This window comes from Accumulibacter sp. (assembly GCF_029255125.1).
GTDB lineage: Bacteria > Pseudomonadota > Gammaproteobacteria > Burkholderiales > Rhodocyclaceae > Accumulibacter.
In genome coordinates, this window is sequence record NZ_JAPUVR010000090.1 from 1 (window position 1) to 17,663 (window position 17,663).

General features: G+C 66.6%; 14 protein-coding genes and 1 tRNA gene. 5 read left to right on the forward strand and 10 right to left on the reverse strand.

Annotation, left to right across the window (positions count from 1 at the left end):
* Window positions 1–255: hypothetical protein (locus tag Q1L59_RS07360; protein WP_300330220.1), on the forward strand; the 255-nt coding region annotated here is incomplete at its 5' end.
* Window positions 256–399: 144 nt separating this feature from the next.
* Here Q1L59_RS07360 and Q1L59_RS07365 read toward each other — a convergent pair.
* The 4 genes from Q1L59_RS07365 to Q1L59_RS07380 all read right to left on the reverse strand — a co-directional run bounded on the left by Q1L59_RS07365 (window position 400) and on the right by Q1L59_RS07380 (window position 4,630).
* A complete protein-coding gene (locus Q1L59_RS07365; protein ID WP_300330223.1) occupies window positions 400–1,152 on the reverse strand; it encodes a hypothetical protein in 753 nt (250 codons plus the stop codon).
* Window positions 1,153–1,270: 118 nt separating this feature from the next.
* Window positions 1,271–1,897, reverse strand: coding sequence for a redoxin domain-containing protein (locus tag Q1L59_RS07370; RefSeq protein ID WP_300330226.1), 627 nt, complete (start codon window positions 1,895–1,897; stop codon window positions 1,271–1,273).
* A gap of 17 nt (window positions 1,898–1,914) precedes the next feature.
* The gene (locus Q1L59_RS07375; protein ID WP_300330229.1) at window positions 1,915–4,068 is read right to left on the reverse strand and encodes a protein-disulfide reductase DsbD domain-containing protein; all 2,154 of its coding nucleotides are present in this window, start codon (window positions 4,066–4,068) and stop codon (window positions 1,915–1,917) included.
* Window positions 4,069–4,072: 4 nt separating this feature from the next.
* Window positions 4,073–4,630: a YbhB/YbcL family Raf kinase inhibitor-like protein gene (locus tag Q1L59_RS07380; protein WP_300330231.1), complete on the reverse strand. Its 558-nt coding sequence runs from the start codon at window positions 4,628–4,630 to the stop codon at window positions 4,073–4,075.
* 291 nt (window positions 4,631–4,921) lie between these two features.
* Here Q1L59_RS07380 and katG point away from each other — a divergent pair, with 291 nt between their 5' ends.
* Window positions 4,922–7,117, forward strand: coding sequence for a catalase/peroxidase HPI (katG, locus tag Q1L59_RS07385; RefSeq protein ID WP_300330234.1), 2,196 nt, complete (start codon window positions 4,922–4,924; stop codon window positions 7,115–7,117).
* A 123-nt stretch (window positions 7,118–7,240) separates the two neighbouring features.
* On the opposite strand, the gene Q1L59_RS07390 is transcribed toward katG, so the two are convergent.
* The 6 genes from Q1L59_RS07390 to Q1L59_RS07415 form a co-directional block, all read right to left on the reverse strand.
* A tRNA-Arg gene (locus Q1L59_RS07390) sits at window positions 7,241–7,317 on the reverse strand.
* 37 nt (window positions 7,318–7,354) lie between these two features.
* Complete coding sequence (locus tag Q1L59_RS07395; RefSeq protein ID WP_300330236.1) at window positions 7,355–10,435, reverse strand: efflux RND transporter permease subunit; 3,081 nt, start codon at window positions 10,433–10,435, stop codon at window positions 7,355–7,357.
* The gene (locus Q1L59_RS07400; RefSeq protein ID WP_300330238.1) at window positions 10,432–11,532 is read right to left on the reverse strand and encodes an efflux RND transporter periplasmic adaptor subunit; all 1,101 of its coding nucleotides are present in this window, start codon (window positions 11,530–11,532) and stop codon (window positions 10,432–10,434) included. The genes Q1L59_RS07395 and Q1L59_RS07400 overlap by 4 nt, the downstream gene beginning before the upstream one ends.
* A complete protein-coding gene (locus Q1L59_RS07405; protein ID WP_300330241.1) occupies window positions 11,523–12,245 on the reverse strand; it encodes a TetR/AcrR family transcriptional regulator in 723 nt (240 codons plus the stop codon). Before Q1L59_RS07405 ends, Q1L59_RS07400 begins: the two co-directional genes overlap by 10 nt.
* A gap of 56 nt (window positions 12,246–12,301) precedes the next feature.
* Complete coding sequence (locus Q1L59_RS07410; RefSeq protein ID WP_300330243.1) at window positions 12,302–13,948, reverse strand: NAD(P)-binding protein; 1,647 nt, start codon at window positions 13,946–13,948, stop codon at window positions 12,302–12,304.
* A gap of 4 nt (window positions 13,949–13,952) precedes the next feature.
* Entirely contained in the window at window positions 13,953–15,452 is a 1,500-nt protein-coding gene (locus Q1L59_RS07415; protein ID WP_300330246.1) for a polyamine aminopropyltransferase, read from the reverse strand.
* Window positions 15,453–15,586: 134 nt separating this feature from the next.
* On the opposite strand from Q1L59_RS07415, the gene ydiK reads away from it, so the two are divergent.
* The 3 genes from ydiK to Q1L59_RS07430 all read left to right on the forward strand — a co-directional run bounded on the left by ydiK (window position 15,587) and on the right by Q1L59_RS07430 (window position 17,470).
* A complete protein-coding gene (ydiK, locus tag Q1L59_RS07420; protein WP_366145629.1) occupies window positions 15,587–16,696 on the forward strand; it encodes an AI-2E family transporter YdiK in 1,110 nt (369 codons plus the stop codon).
* Between the two features lie 140 nt (window positions 16,697–16,836).
* Window positions 16,837–17,034 carry a hypothetical protein gene (locus Q1L59_RS07425; protein ID WP_300330249.1) on the forward strand — a complete coding sequence of 66 codons (198 nt, stop codon included), beginning with the start codon at window positions 16,837–16,839 and terminating at the stop codon, window positions 17,032–17,034.
* An 88-nt stretch (window positions 17,035–17,122) separates the two neighbouring features.
* The gene (locus Q1L59_RS07430) at window positions 17,123–17,470 is read left to right on the forward strand and encodes a hypothetical protein (RefSeq protein WP_300330251.1); all 348 of its coding nucleotides are present in this window, start codon (window positions 17,123–17,125) and stop codon (window positions 17,468–17,470) included.
* Window positions 17,471–17,663: the final 193 nt, after the last annotated feature.

Below are 17,663 nucleotides of genomic sequence, written 5' to 3' on the forward strand. Positions count from 1 at the left end.
ACTGAAGAGGCCTCGCGCACGGTCAACGAGGTGCAATCGCTGATCGAGGTCAATTCGAGGCAGATCAATGCCGCCGAGGCCAAAGCGCAAGCGACGCGCGACGCTTTCGCCCAGGCGGCAGGATCACTGGCCAGCGTGATGAACGAAATATCCTCGATCCGCAGCATCATTCAGGAAGCAGCGACCGCCACCGAGAGGCAGTCGGTCGCCATTGCCCAGATCAAGAATACAGTCGGGCAGATGACGAATCCATAAGACCTGGTAGAAGATGCATCGCCGCCAAGCGATCCGAACGCAGGCACCACCGGCGGTCGCAGATGGCGCGACCGGCGGCCAGCCGGCGCCGCTGCAACGCGAACTGTGATTGCTTCGACCGGTCGAGGCCGGCTCCCTCCCGGCTCAACCGCCGAAAACGGCCGCTTCAGGAATCTCGTAGCGCTCCTGGCCGGCCTGAATCTTGAACAGGTCGGCCTCCTTGGTTGCCTTGAAACTCATGTCGCCGTCGGCCTGGCTGAGGTCGGCGCCGATCGCCTTGCCCTTTTCGAAGTAGATCAAGCGCGCGCGCCCATCGGCGTGGGTAATCTTGATCGTCGCACTGCCGCCGGCATCGCGCGCCACGGCAAATCCGCACTGGCCCATTGGCTGCCCCTTGTGGCGAGCGCAGGGGATCTGGCCACTGGCGTCGAAACGCCCCTGCCCGGCGCGCTCACCATGAGCAGCGCGCACTGACGCTGGCGCACTGGCGTGCGCGCCGGCGTCGATGGCGACCGTCAACGTGTAGCTCGCCGACTCGTTGCGCCGCGCCGCGCTGCGCATCAGGTAGGTACGCAGCTTGTATTCGCCGTCGGCTGGCAGCGTTCCTGTCCATTCGTTGCCGGAAGTCGAACCGATGAAGATCGCCTCGCCAGTCGAGCCCGGCGGCAACACGTTGAAGTAGGCCGCGTCGTTGCTCGGGCTGAAGCTGACGCTCATCGTCTGTCCTGCTCTGGCGCGCAGGGTGTAATCGATCGTCTGGTCGCCTTTCAGCGTGCCCTTGATCGTTGCGGAACTCGTCCCGGCTTTGAACTGGACGGGCTTCGTCCGGATGTCGGCGGACGCCGGAGCGGCAAGCGAGGCGAGCGCCAGCGCGCTTGCGATGAGGAATGTCTTCATCCTTTCTCCTGGAAGATGAGTCAAGCGACCGGGTTCTTGAGCAGACGCGATTGTAGCCCTTCGCGCTTCTGGACAGACGCGTCGGCGCAGCGCACGAAGGTGCGCCACCAGCTTGCGCTCAATACTTGACCGAGCAACCGTAGGGGCGAGTCACCGGCTGGCTGATCGGCCGGCCCGCGGCGTGCTCCTTGAGTGCGACGCGCACGTACTGCGTGGCTTTCGGAATGTCTGCCACGTCTGCGCTGGGGACGCTGTCGATACCTCCCATGTAGATCAATTTCCCTGCCTGATCGATGATGTACATGTGCGGGGTGGTTCTTGCCTGATAAGCCCGGCCGATCTGGCCATCGGCATCGAGGACGACGGCGTGCGGCGCCGCCTGGCGGGTGCGGGTCAGTTCGTTCGCCTCGGCCGGGCTGACGTGCCCCTGCTGACCGGAAGCCGACGAGATGACCGACAGCCAGACGACTTTCTGCGCTGCGGCTTCCCGCTGCTGCTCCTGCATATTGCCCGCACCGTAATGCTTGCGCACGTAGGGGCAATCGTGATTGGTCCATTCGAGGACCACCGTCTTGCCGCGGTAATCGGCCAGCCGCTGCGTCTTGCCCTGGCTGTCGACACCGGTGAACTCAGGCGCCGGCTCGCCGACACGCGGCGCCGCCAGTGCGCTCCCTGCGTGCAGCGCGAAAACGATCGGCAGGCAGGCCAGGAAAAGGTACCTCAGGAAGTCAAAGCAATTGAGCATGGTTTTTCTCCAGGGGGTCAAAGGGATTCCAACGCTTCGGCGACGACATCTTCGCTGAGCAACTGGGGCAGCACGAGCGGTGTCGGGCGGCCCGGCGCGTACAACAAGTAAAGCGGGACGCCACTCCTGCCGTGGCGCTCGAGCTGGCGCGTGATGGCGGGATCGCGCCGCGTCCAATCGGCGACGAGGTAGACGACGGCGCGCTCGGCGAAACGCCGTCGGGTATTTTCGGTCGCCAGCGCGACGCGTTCGTTGACCTGGCAGGTGATGCACCAGGCGGCGGTGAAGTTGACGAAGACCGGGCGCCCGGCTGCGACAAGTTCGCGCACGCGCTCGTCCGACCAGGCCAGGCGCTGCGCCTCCGCGTGCGTCGAAACGGCGACCTCGGGTGCGATCAGCGGGCGCAAGAGCAGCACGATGAGCGCGCTCGCGCCGGCGGCAAACAGAACGCGGCGCCAGGCGCGCGGCTGCCATTGCCCGTAACAGCAGGCAGCCAAGGCGAGAACGACCAGGCCGGCGAGCGCTGCGCCGAAAGCGCTTGCCCCGGTCTGCTGGCTGAGCACCCAGAGCAGCCAGGCGGCGGTACCGTAGAGCGGAAAAGCGAGCGCCTGCTGCAGGCGTTTCATCCACGGACCGGGCTTTGGCAAGCAGCGCAGCAGCGCGGGCGAAACGCTGAGCAACAGCAAGGGTAGCGCGAAACCGGCCGCCAGCGCGGCGAAGACGGCAAGCGCTTCACCGGCCGGGCGGGTGAGCGCGAAGCCCAGCGCTGTTCCCATGAACGGCGCCGTACACGGGCTGGCCACGACGACGGCGAGAACGCCGGTCGCGAAAGTGCTGCCCAAGCCGCTGCCGGCGCCCAGCGACTGGCCCACCCCGATCAGCCCGGCGCCCAGCGTGAACACGCCGGACAGGTTGAGCCCGACGAGCAGCATCAGATAGGCAAGCAGCGCAACGAGCAGCGGCGACTGGAGCTGGAAGCCCCAACCGAGGGCAGCGCCGCCGGCGCGCAAGAGCAGCAGCGTGCTCGCCAGAACCAGGAAACTGAAGACGACGCCGGCCGCGTAGCTCAGGCCATGGGCAAGCCGCCGCCGCGGGTTTGCGCCGGCTTCGCGGACGAAGCCAAGCGCCTTGATAGCCAGCACCGGCAGCACGCAAGGCATCACGTTGAGCAGCAAACCGCCGAGAAAGGCGAGGCCGAGGGCAAGCAGCAAAGCGGGCGATTGGCTCGCCGCAGTCGCTGCCGGGCCGGCCGAGCCGTCCGCAACCAGCGCCGGCGCGGCGTGCAGGCGCAGCGCATGCGCCCGCCGGGCGGAGCCACCGTGCTCCGGCGTCTCGACCACCAGCAGGCCGTCGAGCGGGGCGTTCCCGCTCGGCGGCAGGTCGCCGACGGTGACGCGCAAAGCGACGCCGTCACCGGCCGTTTGCCGCTGCTGCGCGCCGCTCGGGTCGACCGGGCCCCATTCGTAGGCGGCAAACCAGACTGCGGCGCGTTCATCGACAGCCAGACCCGGCACTTCCAGCGTCAGCGTGCGCGCGTCGTCGGAGACCCGATAGCGCCCGCCTGTCGGGCCGTCTGCCGGCCATTGCGCGCGCGCAGCAGCGAACAGCCTCTGCGTTGTCGGGTCGCCGCGCGCCGCACCAGCCGCGTGCGGACTGGGTAGTACGAGGGTCAGGCGAGCCGACTCGGGAATGCATTCGACGCGGCAGACCAACCATTCCGCGTCGAGCACGATGCGCTGCGCGCTGGCCGGCAGCGCTATTTCGGGTATGCGCAGCGGGACGAGCAGCGTTACCGCCTTTTCGTAGCCGTAATTGGTCAAGGGTCCGACCGGCAGACGCTGCGGCACCGGCCAGCGCACTTCGCCGGCCGTCCAGCCGGCGGGCAGCGTCCAGCGCAGCAGCGGAGCGGCGCCGGAAGCGCCGGGATTGCGCCAATAGACGTGCCAGTGCGCAATCAGCTCGAAGTGCAGCCCCAGCCACAGCGTCTGCCCGGGCGCGGCCTGCAGCGGATCGGCGAGCAGCGTCACTTTGGCGTGCGCCGTCGACACGCTCGCCGCGCCCTCGGTTGGCGCGCCTGACCAGGCCGGCGAGCAGGCCAGCCAGACTAGCGCGAACAATCCGGCAAGAAACGCGACGAGCGCCGGCCGCCGACCTCGCGCGATCGGCTGCACGCGGCTACTTGCTGCGCGCGTAGAGGCCGGTGAGCGTCGCCTTGCCGAGGCTGTTCGCATTGACCATGAAGCCGGCGAGCGCAGCGCTTGCACCGGCCGGAAGCTCGAGCTTTTCGAGCTTCATCGCGTACACGGTGAAGTGATAACGGTGCGCCTTGTCGCCGACCGGCGGACACGGGCCGCCCCAGCCCGGCCCGCCAAAGTCGGTGTTGATCTGCACGGCGCCCGCCGGCAGGGCGCTTCCGTCGGCCTTACCGGCGGCTAGCGGCAGCCCGCTGGCGCTGGCCGGCAGATTGATCACCAGCCAATGCCACCAGCCGCTGCCGCCAGTCGGCGCGTCCGGGTCGTGCACCAGCACGGCGAAGCTCTTGGTGCCCGGCGGCGGATTCTTCCACTCGAGCGCTGGCGAAACATTCTCGCCAGTGCAGCCAAAACCGTTATAGACCTGCTGCGCGTTGATCATGCCTTGCGGCTTGATTTGCGGCGAGACGAGGGTGAAATCGCCGGCCTGCACGCCGAGCGCGGCGAGGGCCAGCGTCAGACCAGGAGAAATATGCTTCATCGGTTCGCTCCACAGGAGAAGCAGGGAAAGGGAAGAGTCTTCGGTCGGAAATTGTAGCCGAAGCATCGGGGCGGCGCGTGCGGCTGCGAGCATTCATAGCCATTCGCTATTCTCATTATGCTGATAATTGATTGGACCTATCCACCCCGCGATCCTAGACTTGGTTCGTCCGGGCTGAATGCGGCTCAAGTTCCAGCGAATCCCGTTCGGCGAGCTACGCCGAGCAACTGCGGGTAAGCAGAACCCGGACGCTCGCGGATAGCCCATTTCGCACAGCCAGAGGAGAAAACCATGTCAAGCCATTCAAAGTGCCCATTCTCGGGTGACGCCGCCAAGACGACGGCAGCCCCAGCTTCGACCAACGCCGCCTGGTGGCCGCATCAACTGAAGGTGGCGATGCTGCACCAGCCGTCGGCCACGGCGAATCCGCTGGGCGAATCGTTCAACTACGCCGACGAGTTCAGGACGCTCGACCTGGACGCAGTGGTCGCCGACCTGCACGCGCTGATGACCGACTCGCAGGACTGGTGGCCGGCCGACTACGGCCACTACGGACCGCTCTTCGTGCGCATGACCTGGCACGCAGCGGGCACCTACCGCGTCGCCGATGGTCGCGGCGGCGCCGGTACCGGCGCACAGCGTTACGCGCCGCTCAACAGTTGGCCCGACAACGGCAACCTCGACAAGGCGCGCCGCCTGCTCTGGCCGATCAAGCAGAGGTACGGCCGCAAGCTTTCCTGGGCCGACCTGCTCGTCCTCGCCGGCAATGTCGCGCTGGAATCGATGGGCTTCAAGACTTTCGGCTTCGCCGGCGGTCGCGCCGACATCTGGGACCCGGCCGACGAGGTCGACTGGGGTCCGGAAGCGACCTGGCTGGGCGACGAGCGCCACCACGGCGAGCGACAACTTGCCAAGCCACTGGCTGCGGTGCAGATGGGCCTGATCTACGTCAATCCCGAAGGTCCGAACGGCCAGCCCGATCCTCTGGCCTCGGCGCGCGACATCCGGGAAACCTTTGCCCGGATGGCGATGAACGACTACGAAACGGTCGCGCTCGTCGCCGGCGGTCACACCTTCGGCAAGGCACACGGTGCCGGCGACGCCGCGCTCGTCGGGCGCGAGCCGGAAGGCGCGGCGATCGAGGAGCAAGGCCTGGGCTGGCGCAGCAGTTTCGCCAGCGGCAAGGGAGCAGACGCGATCACCAGCGGCCTGGAAGGCGCCTGGACGGCCAATCCGATTCGCTGGGACGACGGCTACTTCGCGACGCTGTTTGGCTACGAATGGGAATTGGCCCGCAGCCCGGCCGGCGCCTACCAGTGGCAGCCGACCGACCCGGCGGCGGCAAGCACAGTGCCCGACGCGCACGATCCGACCCGGCGCCACGCACCGATGATGACCACCGCCGACCTCGCGCTGCGCTTCGACCCGGCGTACGAGAAGATCGCGCGCCACTTCATGGCCAAGCCGCAGGAATTCGCCGACGCTTTCGCGCGCGCCTGGTTCAAGCTCACTCACCGCGACATGGGTCCGCGTTCGCGCTACCTGGGCAAGCTGGTGCCGCAGGAAACACTGATCTGGCAGGACCCGATCCCGCCGGTCGATCATCCGCTGCCGGACCCGCACGACATCGCGGCACTGAAGGCGACCCTCCTGGCCAGCGATCTGTCGATTGCCCAACTGGTCTCGACCGCCTGGGCGTCGGCCGCCAGCTTCCGCGGCAGCGACAAGCGCGGCGGGGCGAACGGTGCACGCATCCGCCTGGCGCCGCAGAAGGACTGGGAGCTCAACCAGCCGGCTGAGCTGGCCAAGGTGCTGGACAAGCTGGAAGCGATCCAGAAAGCGTTCAACGGCGCCCAGTCGACGGGCAAGAAGATCTCGCTCGCCGACCTGATCGTACTCGCCGGCGCTGCCGCCGTCGAAGCCGCAGCCCGCAAGGCTGGACACGAGGTCACCGTTCCCTTCTCGCCCGGACGCATGGACGCGACGCAGGAAGAGACCGACGCGCTATCGTTCGCCGTCCTCGAACCGAATGCCGACGGCTTCCGCAACTATGTTCGCCCGGGCTACGAAGAATCGGCCGCCGACTTGCTGCTCGAACGCGCCAAGCTGCTGACGCTGAGCGCGCCCGAGATGACCGTTCTGGTCGGCGGTCTGCGCGTCCTCGGCGCCAATTACGGCGGGTCGCAGGACGGCGTTTTCACGCGACGGCCCGGAACATTGAGCAACGACTTCTTCGTCAACCTGCTTGACATGCGCACGCAGTGGCAGAAGTCGAGCCGGTCTGCCGGCGTCTTCGAGGGACGCGAACGCGCGACCGGCGAGCTCAAGTGGACGGCCAGCGTCGTCGATCTCGTCTTCGGTTCGAATTCCCAGCTCAGAGCGCTGGCCGAAGTGCATGCGTGCAGCGACTCGTCGCTCGCCTTCGTGCATGACTTCGTCGCCGCCTGGAACAAGGTGATGAACCTCGACCGCTTCGACCTGGCGTGAGCCGACGTGTCGCGGGCGGGGGCCGCCAGCGGCCAGCCCGCGACCGGAACAGGGAACGGGCGAAGGAGAAGGAGAAAGGCAAAGAAAAGGGCGAAATCGGCTGATTTCGCCCTTCCCATCTTGTGGCACGCCCGGAGCGACTCGAACGCCCGACCACTTGGTTCGAAGCCAAGGACTCTATCCAACTGAGCTACGGGCGCTTGGCCATCGGCGAGCGATTATACAGGCTTTGTCGGCTCAATCCTGCGGCCGGATGCGGTAGCAGGCGGCGTAGAGCGCCGGCAGGAAGAGCAGCGTGAGGAGCGTGGCGACGATCAGACCGCCCATGATGGCGACCGCCATCGGGCCCCAGAAGACGCTGCGCGTCAGCGGAATCATCGCCAGTATCGCCGCGGCGGCGGTCAGCATGATCGGCCGGAAGCGCCGCACCGTCGAGCCGACGACCGCCTCCCACGCCGGCTTGCCGGCCTTTTCGTCCTGCGCGATCTGGTCGACCAGGATAACCGCGTTGCGCATGATCATTCCCGACAGCGCGATGACGCCGAGGTTGGCGACGAAACCGAAGGGTACGGCGAAGGCGAGCAAGGCACAGGCAACGCCGATCAGCCCGAGCGGCGCGGTGAGCAGGACGAGCAAGGTGCGGCCGGTATTCTGCAACTGGATCATCAGCAGCGTGACGACGCAGATCAGCATCATCGGCATCACAGCCTTGATCGAGTTTTCTCCCTTCGCCGACTCCTCGGTCGCGCCGCCCGGTTCGATGGCAAAGCCGGCCGGCAAGCTGGCGCGTATCGCGTCCAGTTGCGGGTTGATTTCGCTGGTGACGGTGGGCGCCTGCACGCCGTCGCGAATGTCGGCGCGTACGGTCACCGTCGGCAGGCGGTTGCGCCGGGCGATCAGGCCGTCCTCGAGTTCGTAGCGGATGCGCGCCAGTTGCGCCAAGGGCACGTAACGCCCGCCGGCGGTATGGATGTTGATCTCGGCCAGCGCCGCCAGACGGGCGCGTTCGTCACCCGGCGCGCGCGCCACGACATCGATCAACTGGTCGCCTTCGCGCATCTGGGTAACCGTCATGCCGCTGAGCATCGAGTTCAGGAAAGCGGAGAGTTCCTGCGAGCTGATTCCCAGCGCGCGCGCGCGGTCCTGATCGATGTCGAGACGGACGACCTTGCTCATCTCGTTCCAGTCGAAGTTGACTTCGCGCAGATGCGGGTTCTGGCGCATCACCGCGGCGACCTCTTCGGCCGCGCGCCGCAGCTCGCCGAGGTTTTCGCCGGAAACGCGGAACTGAACCGGAAAGCCGATCGGCGGGCCGTTCTCGAGCCGCAGCACGCGCGTGCGTAAACCGCTCCACTCGCCGCTCGAGTCGGCGAAACGTTCCTGCAGCCGACGCTTGAGATCCTCCCGCGCGCCGATGTCGTGCGTCGTGATGACGAACTGGGCAAAGTTGTCGTTGAACAACTGCTGGTCGAGCGGCAGGTAGAAGCGCGGGCTGCCGTTACCCAGATAGCTCGCGTAATACTTGATCGATTTCGCCATTTCGGCGGTGCCCAGCAACTGCTCGACCTTCGCCGCCTGCGTTTCGGTGGCACGCAGCGAGGCGCCGTTCGGCAGCCACAGGTCGACCAGCAGTTCAGGCCGGCTGGCGGCCGGAAAGAACTGCTTCTGCACACCCAGCGCGAGGCCGGCCAACGCCGCGACGAAAGCGAGCACGGTTGCCGCGATGACCAGCCAGCGGTGGTGCAGACAGCTCTCGACGAGGGCCCGGACGCGCCGGTAGAACGGCGTCGCGTAACGATCGTCGCCGTGCTGCTCGGCTTTCCGGCGAAGCTTTTCCGCGTCGAGCAACAGGTAACCCAGATAGGGCGTGAACACGACGGCGACGATCCAGGAAACGAGCAAGGCGATGCTGACGACGGCGAAGATCGAGAAGGTGTATTCGCCGGCACCTGATTTGGCCAGGCCGACCGGCATGAAGCCGATGGCGGTGATCAGCGTTCCGGTCAGCATGGGAAACGCGGTCGACGTATAGGCAAAGGTCGCCGCGCGGAAGCGGTCCCAGCCCTGTTCCATCTTGACCACCATCATCTCGACGGCAATGATCGCGTCATCGACCAGCAGACCGAGCGCGATGACCAGGGCGCCGAGCGAGATGCGCTGCAGATCGATTCCGAAAGCGGCCATCAGCAGGAAGCTGATCGCCAGAACGAGCGGAATCGACAAGGCGACGACGGCGCCAGTGCGCATTCCCAGACTGAGAAAGGAAACCGCCAGGACGATGAGTACCGCCTCGCTCAGCGACGACATGAAAAGGTCCATCGACTGCCGAACGATTTGCGGCTGATCGGCCACGACGTGCAGATCGATTCCCAGCGGTAGCTCCTTCTGGATACGATCGGTCGCCTGGTGCAGGCGCTCGCCGAGCTGAATCACGTCGCCGCCCTTGTTCATCGCGATCGCGATGCCGATCGCCGGCTGCCCCTGCACGCGCATGCGCGGCGTTGGCGGGTCGGCGAAGCCACGCCTGACCGTCGCGATGTCGCCCAGGCGGAACAACCGCCCGTTCGCCTGGATGCCGATCTCGCGAATGCTGTCGACCGAAGCGAAGTCGCCCGAAACGCGGATTCGCACGCGCGCCGACGGTGTTTCGTAGAAACCGGCCGGCGTCATCGCGTTCTGCTTCTGCAGGGCATCGAAGATGGCGAGCGGATTGAGTCCCAGGGTAGCCAGCTTGGTGTGCGAGATTTCGATGTAAATCTTCTCGTCCTGCACCCCGACCAGTTCGATCTTCTTGACGTCCGGCACCTGGCGCAGCACGCGCGCGATGCGATCGGCTTCGCGGCGCAAGGCGGCGAGATCGAAGCCGTCGCCGGTCAGGGCGAAGATGCTGATGAAGGTATCGCCGAATTCGTCGTTGAAGTAGGGCCCGAGGACGCCTTGCGGCAGCGTGTTGCGAATGTCGCCGATCTTCTTGCGCACCTGATACCAGGCCTCGGGGACTTCCTTCTTCGGCGTGTAGTCTTTCAGCAGAATGGTGATCAGCGAGTCGCCGGCGCGCGTCTGCGAGCGAACGACGTCGACCCAGGGAACGTCCTGCAATCGCTTCTCGATGCGCTCGGTCACCTGGAGTTCGACTTCGTGCGCCGTCGCGCCCGGCCACAAAGTGCGCACGACCATCGCCTTGAAAGTGAAATCGGGGTCCTCGGCGCGCCCCAGCCTGAGATAGGAAATGACGCCGGCGAGCATCAGCACGACGATCAGATAGGCGACCAGCGTGCGATGACGCAAGGCCCACTCGGACAGGTTGGGCAGCGTCATCGGTTCGCCGCCGGCGGGTCGGCGGAAACGACGTTCCCCGACGGCTGGTCGATCGCGCGCACCGGTTCGCCGCGACTGACCTTGTGGACGCCGGCGACGACGACGCGCTCGCCCGCCTGTACGCCTTCGCCGATGATCGCCAGATCCTCGCGGTAGGCGCGCACGACGATCGGCCGCAGGCTGAGCGTCCGGTCGGCTTGCAGGACCCAGAGCGCCGGCTGGCCATCCGCCTGTTGGAAGATCGCGGTCAGCGGAACGCTGAGGACCGGCTTTTCGTTCGCCCGCTGAAAGCGCACGCTCGCCGTCATGCCGAGCAGCACGCGCGCGTCGGGCTGGCGGATCGCCACTCGCGCCGCGTAGGTGCGCGTCACCGGATCGGCGACCGGCGAGATTTCGCGCAGTTCGCCGCGATAGCGCGCGGCGGGCTCGGCCCACAAGCCGATTTCGGCCTGGCGCAGCGAGCGGACGAGCGGCATGTGCGCTTCCGGAACGGCAATTGCAACCTCCAGCGTGTCGGCGCGCGCGATGCGCAGCACCGTCTGCCCGGCCGTCACGACTTGTCCGACTTCCGCCGAAATGAGCCCGACGACACCCGCCTGTTCGGCGCGCAGCGTGGCGTAGGCGGCCTGATTGCGTGCCAGGTCGGCCTGCGCGCGAGCCGCCTTGAAGGTCGTTTCGCGTGCCTCGAGCGCCGCCTGACTGACGAAATTCCGTTCACGCAGACTGCGGAAGCGCTGCACCTCGGCGCTCGCCAGCTCAAGCTGCGCGCTTGCCGCGGCCGCCGTCAGCGCCGTGTCGGCCGGGTCGAGCCGGGCAAGAACGTCGCCTGGCCTGACCACCGCGCCAGCATCGACCAGACGCGCGCTGATCTTGCCCGGAATGCGAAACGAGAGCGGCGTTTCGTAGCGCGAACGGACCTCGCCGGAATAGGCGAGCGGCTCGCTCTCCTGCGCCGCGCCGACGATCTGCGTGAGAACGGTACGCGGTGGATCGGTCGCCGCCGGCTTCTTCTCGCAAGCCGTGCACACGAGTGCCAGCGCGAGCACGAGGGAAAGCGAAGGGAAGCGCGCTGGGCGCGCAGGGCGAGTCATCGGCATGGGTCGTCCCCTGGCGCAGCGACCGGCGATACGTCGTCCGCCCGCCGCAGGCCGTTCAACAGAAGGTCCAGGTGCATCTCGAGATAGCTCTCGGGCGAGGTCTGCGGCGCGCAGAGAGAGAACGAAAAGCGCGAAACGGCGAGCATCAGCAAAGGGGCGACGATCAGATCGATCGCCCCTTCGAGGTCCACGCAACGGAACTCGCCGCTGGCGATTCCGCGTTGCAGCGCGCTGCGCAGCAGGCGCCGGCCGCGCTCGATGACGTTCTGCTGGTAGAAGCGCGCGACTTCCGGGAAGTTGCGCGATTCGGCGATCACCAGCTTGCTGATCGCCGCCAGTGGCGTCTGCCCGATGTTCTCCCACCAGCCGAAGACCAGTTGGCGCAACAGATCGGCAGCCGATCCGTGATGCTCGGCCAGACGCGCCTCGGCGGTCGCCAGCGCGGCGCCCATGCCGTCCTCGATCACCGCCTGGAAGAGCGCTTCCTTGCTGTCGAAATAGAGGTAGAGCGTACCCTTCGAAGCGCCGGCGCGCGCCGCGACGTCGTCAAGTCGCGTGCCGGAAAAGCCTTTCTCGGCGAAAAGGGCGAGCGCCGCGGCGGCGAATTCGCTGGCGCGTGCTTCCTTGCGCCGGCGGCGCGGCGCGGCGCCAGCGCTTGCCGGCACCGGAAGCGCTTCGGGAAGCAAGGCAGACGGCGGATCGGCTGATTTCATGGCAGAAAGTAATAATGACCGACTGGTCAGTACTATACTCCCGCGTCTCCACCCGGTCAATCGAGTAAGGACGCGCTGGCCACGCCGAGGCTGCGCAAGCTGCGTTCGGCGGCCAGCACGCCGCGATAATGCGCTTCCTCGAAGAGCGAAAAGCCGCTCACGTCGGCGTGCGCGAAACGCAGACGGGCGCCGTCGGCGGCAAAGCGCGCGCGTTCGCCGCCCCAGATCAGACCGGGCAGCGGGCGGCACATCGCGTGCCCGTGGCGATAAACGTCGAGGCGGGTGACGACCTGCCGAAGGTTGGCGTGCGGCAACTCCAGTTCGCTCAGGATCTGCTCGGCCCAGAACTCGCGCGACGCCTCGCGCAGCAGCAGCCGGCCCTCTTCCGGCGTCAACTCGGCGAAGCTGCGATAGTAGGTGAGCACCGTTCTTCCCGGCGCAAGGCGCATCCGTTGATGCGTCGCATCGACGTAGCCCAGACCCTGTCCCGCGTAGAGGACGTTGTCCCAGGAACGCGCGGCGCCGAGCCGGTCGTCGGGAAAGCGCGCCAAGCTCAGATTGGCCACCAGCCAGGGCGCGTAGGTGTAGCGCCGGGCAGCGGCGCGCAGCGCTGCCCGGCCGGCCAGAACGTGCGCGAGGAGGAAAACCGGCGCCGCCCAGATGACTTGCCCGGCGAGCAGACGCAGCGTGCGCTGTTCGCTGGCCAGCCAGAGATCGACGATCAGTGGTTCCTTGCCCGGCGTCTCGCCGCCGGCGACGCGGAAAGCGAGCGCGCCGGTGAGCAGCCGTTCGCCGACGCGCTGGCCGATCGAGCGCAACATGCCATCGACCAGCCAGGCGTTGCCCTGCGGCGCGGTCAGCACGATGTCGCTGCTGGCGTTGCTCGCCTGTCCGTCGCGGCAAGCAAAGTAGTGGATACCCGCCCAGGCGGAAACGGCGGCGCTGCCGGTACCATAATCGTCGCAACAGGCGTGATTGACGTACCAGTGCAGTTGCGGCGAGACGAAGCCCTGGCTGTGCAGCCAATCGCGCATGCTCAGCCTGTCGAGCGCGATCAGGTCGGCGTCGCGGCTCGATTTTTCCATCGGCAGCGCGAACGCACGCCGGCCGCGCCTGTCCCGGCGGTGGCGGTAGCCCTCGATCAGTTCGGCAAAGCGCTGGTACTCGGCGCGCTCGTGCGCGTCGGCGGCGATCGGCAGCAGCCCCTCCTGCCAGCGGCCGTGGCGATAGAGTCGTTCCTGCGGTGTCGCACAAAGGTAGTTCTCGTCGTAGGTCGGCTGCACTGCGTGCGGATCGCCGTGCAGAACGCCGAGCTCGGCAAGCAGTTCGCGCACCGCGCCGGCTTCGCTCGTCGGCAGCGGCAGATAGTGCGCACCCCAGGGATAGGCGCTGATCTCGTTGCGGCCGGCGCGCGAGTTGCCGCCGGGTGTGTCTTCGAGTTCGACGATCAGAAAATCGGCGAAACCGGCACGCGCCAGCCGCCATCCGGCGGCCAGACCGCCGACCCCGCCGCCGACGATGGCGAGCGCGACGCGCCGCGTTTCGCTCGGCGGCGGGAAGCCCTGTGCCGGCAGACGGTGCGCGCTGGCGAAAGACGGGCCGAGCAGATCGCCGGGCGGCAGCGCACGCGGCGGGTCGCGACACGCGGCGACCGCGGCTGCTCCGGTCAGCGCCAGCGAGCGCAGGAAATCGCGCCGGTCCATCGCGCTAGCGGATCACCTGGCGCCATTCGGCTTCGAAATAGCGCACCAAAACCTGACTGTTGAGGCGATTGACCTCGGCTTCGACACGCGCCATGTCCTTCGGGAAAACGAACAGCGCCGGCGTTGCCGAAGGCGTCAGGAAACGCGTGTCGACCGGGTAGGCTTCCGGCAAGCGGTAAGGGCGGCGACCGGCCAGGACAAATCCCCATTCGCCGAAAGACGGAACCAGCGCGTGGTACGGCGTGCTGACCAGGCCGACGCTCTCCAGCGTGGTGACGATGCACCAGAACGAACGGCGGGCGTAGAGCGGCGAAGTGGCCTGGATGACAGCAAGCGCATCGCCGGCCAGATGTTTGTCGAGCAGGCGGTAGAAAGCCGCCGTGTAGAGCTTGCCGAGGGCAAAGTTCGCCGGGTCGGGAAAATCGACCACGACGAAGTCGAAAAGCTGGTCATTTTCTTCGAGCCATTGCAGCGCATCGGCATTGACGATCTTCACCTTGGGCGAAAGCAAGGCATCCTGATTCAGGCGGCGCAGAGCGGGGGCGCTGGCGAACAGCCGGGTCATCGCCGGGTCGAGGTCGACCAGCGTGACCGACTCGATCTGCGGATACTTGAGGATCTCGCGCACCGCCAGACCGTCGCCGCCGCCAAGGACCAGCGCGTGCCGCGCGTGCGGCAGCGTTGCCAGACCCGGATGGACGAGCGCCTCGTGGTAACGGTATTCGTCGCGCGAGCTGAACTGCAGGTTGTTGTTCAGATGCAGGCGCAGGTCGTCCTTCCAGCGCGTGACGACGATGCGCTGGTAGGGCGTGCTTTCCGCATGGACGATCTCGTCGCTGTAGAGCTGCGCTTCGCCGAATGCGGTCAGCGCGCCGGCGCCGGCAAAAGCGATCAGCAGCGCAGCCAGGGCGGCCAGACCTTGCGCGCGCAGACTGCGATACGCTGCCAACTGGGTGCGGAACAAGCCGCAGGTCCACAGCGCGACGCCGACGTTGAGCAGGCCGAAGAGCAGGCCGCTGCGCAGCAGGCCAAGCTGCGGTACGAGGACGAGCGGAAACAGGATGGAAACGGCCAGCGCGCCGAGATAGTCGAAGGTGAGAACGCGCGAGACGAGATCGGCGAAAACCAGATCGCTTTTCAGAATGCGCATGATCAGCGGAATCTCCAGACCGACGAGCACGCCGACCGCGAGCACGGCCAGGTAGAGCGCCAGCTTGAACGGTGCTGGCGCCCAGGCGAAGACGAAGAAGAGCGCGACCGCCGAGAAACCGCCGAGCAGGCCGACGAGCAGTTCGACCTGAATGAAACGCGCGATCAGCGGCTCCTCGACGTAGCGCGACAGCCACGAACCGATACCCATGGCAAACAGATACGCGCCGATCACGGTCGAAAACTGGGTCACCGAATCGCCCAGCAGATAGCTCGCCTGGGCAGCCGCTATGAGTTCATAGGCCAGCCCGCAGGAGGCGACGACGAAAACTGAGAAGAGCAGGGCGTGCTGCATGCAGGGCGCGCTTCAAACACCGACCAGAGCGCCGCGGACAGCCGGTGGCCGGAGACTTGGCGAAGAAATGCGGCATCATACGTGCGTGCCGGGCAATTGCGCTACCATGGCGACCACCCCTTGAGCGAGGCAGGATGATGATAAAAGAGCCGCTACCCGCCGAGTTGGCGCGCAGCACGCTGGGCGTGCTTTTTCTCTGTGCGCTGATTGCCGCCTCGGTCTGGATCGTCAGCCCCTTTCTGCCGGCGCTGATCTGGGCGGTCACCGTGGTCATCGCCACCTGGCCCCTGATGCTTCAACTGCAACAGCGCTTCGGCAACCGGCGCGCGCCTGCGGTCGTCGTAATGACGCTGGTCGTCCTGCTGGTTCTCGTCGTACCGCTCTCGCTGGCCATCTCGACGCTGGTCAACAACGCCGATCGGATCGCCGACTGGGCCCGCTCGCTGGCCGAACTGCGCTCTTCGCCACCGCCGGCGTGGCTGGCCGAGCTGCCGATCATCGGCGAGCGCCTGGTCAACGCGTGGAACCAGGTGGCCGCGGCCGGCGCTTCCGAACTGGCGGCACGCGCCGCCCCCTACGCGGGCAACCTGACACGCTGGTTCGTCCGCGAAGTCGGCAACTTCGGGCTGGTCTTCGTCCAGTTCCTGCTCACCGTCGCGCTCTCCGCCGTGCTTTACTCGTCGGGCGAAGCAGCGGCCGACAGCGTGCGGCGCTTCGCTCGCCGACTCGCCGGCGAGCGTGGCGACCACGCCGCCGTCCTCGCCGGACAGGCGGTGCGCGCGGTGGCGCTAGGCGTCGGCATCACCGCCCTCGTCCAGTCGCTTCTCGGCGGAATCGGCCTGGCGATTGCCGGCGTTCCCTTCGTCGCCATTCTCACCGCCCTGATGCTGATGTTGTGCATTGCCCAGCTTGGCCCCGGACTGGTTCTCGTCCCGGCGGTGATCTGGCTGTACTGGAGCGGCGCAACCGGCTGGGGAAGCTTCCTGCTCGTGTGGACGCTGATCGTCGGTTCGCTCGACAACTTTCTGCGCCCCATCCTGATCCGCAAAGGCGCCCATCTGCCGCTGCTGCTGATCCTCGCCGGCGTCATCGGCGGCTTGCTCGCCTTCGGCCTGGTCGGCATCTTCGTCGGCCCGGTCGTCCTCGCCGTCGCCTACACGCTGCTCACGAGCTGGATCGACGACACACCCAGCCGCCCGAACGACCCGCCGCCGGCAACGAAGCCGGACAGCCAGGCGGAGTAGACCGCGGGCAAGACCGGCGCGTCCGCGCCGCCCGGCGCCGCCCGAGCAAGGCACCCGTTTTCCTTGACCCGACTCGTGCAATAGCGCACGGTCACATGTCGGCGATTCGGCTACTCTTACGTTAGATCAAGGCGGCGCTGATGCTGCGGCGCAACTGGCGTAGCGCCGAACCTGGATCGGGTGGATGGAAATCCGACGTGCCTCCTGCGCTGGCGGATCTTCCCGTTGAATTTTATTTCTTTTTCGTTTATCGTCTGACCCCGGCGGCGAAGCAGGATGAAGCCGGAGCGGAGAATTGGGTGGCGAAACCTAATATTCGCTGCTTGAAGTGTTTATAATGATGCTGCGTTGCAATAGGCTGGAGTTCACGAGGCTCCGGCGCGCGGAGGCCACTATCTGGCCGATGCAATTTTGGAGTACTACTCAATGAAAGCACCAAAAATCTTACCCTGGATCGCCCACAGAACCGGCATCAGCGAAGAACTGGCGCTCAAGCTTTGGCGTCGAGCAGCCGGTGAAGCGGAAACGCTGTGCGGCTGCTGCGACAGTTCGGATTACTACCGTCTGGCCGTCGAGCGCTTCGTCGACTACGCGGAGGCCGAGGGCAATCGCAGCGTTGCCCGCGAATCGGTCAAGGCCGGCACCTGCCTGTCATGGGTGTGGCGGCACCAGAATCGCGTTTCCAAACTGGGTCTGATCAGCGCCCAGAGCATCATCCGTCTCTGGGAAAACAACCTGAATGACCTCTTCGGCGGGCAACGGCACGCCGCCTGACGATAGCGCGCGTCATGCGCTTCCAATCGCCCCGCCCCGCAAGCGGGCGGGGCTCTCCCCAGCCCTCCTGAGCCAGCAGCCTCGCAACTGAGGCGCGTCGATGTTCGGCAGTGCGATCACTCAGCACTGCCTGTCCGCCGGTTCTGCTTCCGACCACGGCGAGAAAGACACGCACGGCCCTTGCAACAAAACC

What these genes read in the sequence shown, in the direction of transcription:
- Q1L59_RS07365 (WP_300330223.1), bottom strand. Translation starts at nt 1,152, where the DNA reads ATGAAGACATTCCTCATCGCAAGCGCGCTGGCGCTCGCCTCGCTTGCC.
- Q1L59_RS07370 (WP_300330226.1), bottom strand. Translation starts at nt 1,897, where the DNA reads ATGCTCAATTGCTTTGACTTCCTGAGGTACCTTTTCCTGGCCTGCCTG.
- Q1L59_RS07380 (WP_300330231.1), bottom strand. Translation starts at nt 4,630, where the DNA reads ATGAAGCATATTTCTCCTGGTCTGACGCTGGCCCTCGCCGCGCTCGGC.
- katG (WP_300330234.1), top strand. Translation starts at nt 4,922, where the DNA reads ATGTCAAGCCATTCAAAGTGCCCATTCTCGGGTGACGCCGCCAAGACG.
- Q1L59_RS07395 (WP_300330236.1), bottom strand. Translation starts at nt 10,435, where the DNA reads ATGACGCTGCCCAACCTGTCCGAGTGGGCCTTGCGTCATCGCACGCTG.
- Q1L59_RS07400 (WP_300330238.1), bottom strand. Translation starts at nt 11,532, where the DNA reads ATGCCGATGACTCGCCCTGCGCGCCCAGCGCGCTTCCCTTCGCTTTCC.
- Q1L59_RS07405 (WP_300330241.1), bottom strand. Translation starts at nt 12,245, where the DNA reads ATGAAATCAGCCGATCCGCCGTCTGCCTTGCTTCCCGAAGCGCTTCCG.
- Q1L59_RS07410 (WP_300330243.1), bottom strand. Translation starts at nt 13,948, where the DNA reads ATGGACCGGCGCGATTTCCTGCGCTCGCTGGCGCTGACCGGAGCAGCC.
- Q1L59_RS07415 (WP_300330246.1), bottom strand. Translation starts at nt 15,452, where the DNA reads ATGCAGCACGCCCTGCTCTTCTCAGTTTTCGTCGTCGCCTCCTGCGGG.
- ydiK (WP_366145629.1), top strand. Translation starts at nt 15,587, where the DNA reads ATGATGATAAAAGAGCCGCTACCCGCCGAGTTGGCGCGCAGCACGCTG.
- Q1L59_RS07425 (WP_300330249.1), top strand. Translation starts at nt 16,837, where the DNA reads ATGCTGCGGCGCAACTGGCGTAGCGCCGAACCTGGATCGGGTGGATGG.
- Q1L59_RS07430 (WP_300330251.1), top strand. Translation starts at nt 17,123, where the DNA reads ATGAAAGCACCAAAAATCTTACCCTGGATCGCCCACAGAACCGGCATC.